Raw genomic sequence first — 1,807 nt, 5'->3', positions numbered from 1 at the left:
GCCGTCCCTCAGTGTCTCTAATGCCCGCTGTCTGGACCATCAGCAACCTTACCGTAGTGCGGTCCCAGGCTGTGCAGACGGAAGGAGAATGGGATTCGGCCAACCGCAGGTGAATCGCAGTTTTTCCGCAATATGGCCCGCGAGTGACCAAAGAGCACTTATCATCCAAGAGCAGGGTGTGAGAAATTGAGGGCTAAATCACAGTATGGCCTTGCGCGTTGTGCTGATGGATTAGCGCGTGCCAGACTATGGTGTCCCACAGCACCTTGCATCGCCTAAACGCAGCATTTACTCGCACCGTCTCGTGCCTTTCTGGTGCCAACGTCCCATTGATAAGGTCTCGCATGCCAACAAACAGTCGCGGCTCATCGTTTCGTCTTCGTCCGCTCTCTTTTCTGATCATGGCAATACTCCTCCTTCCTTTCGGCGCCCCCGGTGCAAATGCCGCCACTCCGGCCCCGTCTGGTCTCAAGTCGCCCGCTCAAACAAGCACGTCCGTCTTCCTTTCCTGGAACGCTGTTAGCGGCGCGCCGAGATATCGTGTCCAGTACTCCGCCAAAGTCGACTTTTCGGACTCGACCTACAACCGGTACACAACCACTTCCACCGAGATGCGCGGACTTAAAAGCAACACCACCTATTACTTTCGGGTCAGGGTCATCTCTGCAGACGGCACCACGAATCTAAGCCCGTATTCAGCCTCCATAACCGCCAAAACAAAGGCTGCACTCGTGATAGCCGCTGTGGTCAATCCACTAACGGTTGCAAGCTACAACGTGAAGTGTGCCAACTGCTTCGCGGGAGCCGCCAATGAACTGACGTGGGCCGGCCGCCGGGCCGCCGTCGTCGCTAATATCAAGGCGCAGATGCCAGACGTGATGGGCGTACAGGAAGCTTCCCAGGGGTGGCTCAAGGATGACTCAAGGCCCGGTGGGGTCTCCCAATTTGAGGATCTCCAAGAGCGGCTCCAGGCGGCCGGCGCCAACTACCAGCTGGCCAATAACAAGCGCAATAACTGCGTGAAGGACACTACACCCACTGCCTGCGTGTACGCCGATAAGGGCGCCTCGCAGGGCACGAAGCTTTTCTACAATGCCTCCAAGGTGTCCCTGGTCAGCCAGGGTTCCCTGGCACTTCCGGTAATCCGGGCAACAGACAACCCCCGCTACTTGGCCTGGGGCATCTTCACCCAAAAGTCGACAAACAAGAAATTCTTTGTCGGCGACACGCATCTGGAGCCCGGCGGCGGAACTGACCTCCAGGACCTGCGTAAGAGGCAGACACAAGCCATCACAGCGGAAGTCAAGAAGCGGAATCCCAGCAACTTCCCCGTGCTCTTGACCGGTGACTTGAACTCGCACAAGTGGACAGCCCCGACAAATGCCCCTTACGACGTCCTGACTGCAGCCGGATATATTGATCCGCTCGGCAACACGTATGCCTCCGATCTGCCCAGCGGAACGGCGACAGCTGAGAAGACGGTGGGTGCGAACTACGACAGCTTCAACGCTTTCAACCGTCTCGCAAATGCACGCAACTCATGGGGCAACGGCACCTACCTGGACTATATCTTCACGTCCAAGATGCGCGTGGTCGAGTGGCGCACCGTGGTCAATGTCGATTCGAGTGGGAACTTCATCGGTACCATTCCCTCTGACCACAACATGGTCAAAGCGACCGTACAGCTCCCCTAGGAGACAGTTCCCGCGCACGTAAATTGAGGACCCGTGGTTCTGTTCGGCTGGATTTCACCTACATCCAGGCCAGGTTAACAGGACCACGGGTCCTCTGCATTGCTCTTGACGTT

1 protein-coding gene is annotated in these 1,807 nt (G+C 57.1%); it reads left to right on the top strand.

Going from position 1 to position 1,807, the window contains the following annotated elements; translation table 11 throughout:
* The first annotated feature begins 344 nt into the window (after positions 1–344).
* On the top strand, positions 345–1,694 hold the full coding sequence (locus tag LQV45_RS29625; protein ID WP_230010692.1) for an endonuclease/exonuclease/phosphatase family protein: 1,350 nt from the start codon (positions 345–347) through the stop codon (positions 1,692–1,694).
* The last annotated feature ends 113 nt before the right edge of the window (positions 1,695–1,807 follow it).

Source organism: Microbacterium sp. Bi128, from assembly GCF_918698205.1.
This window is presented reverse-complemented; position numbering and strand designations above follow the sequence as displayed.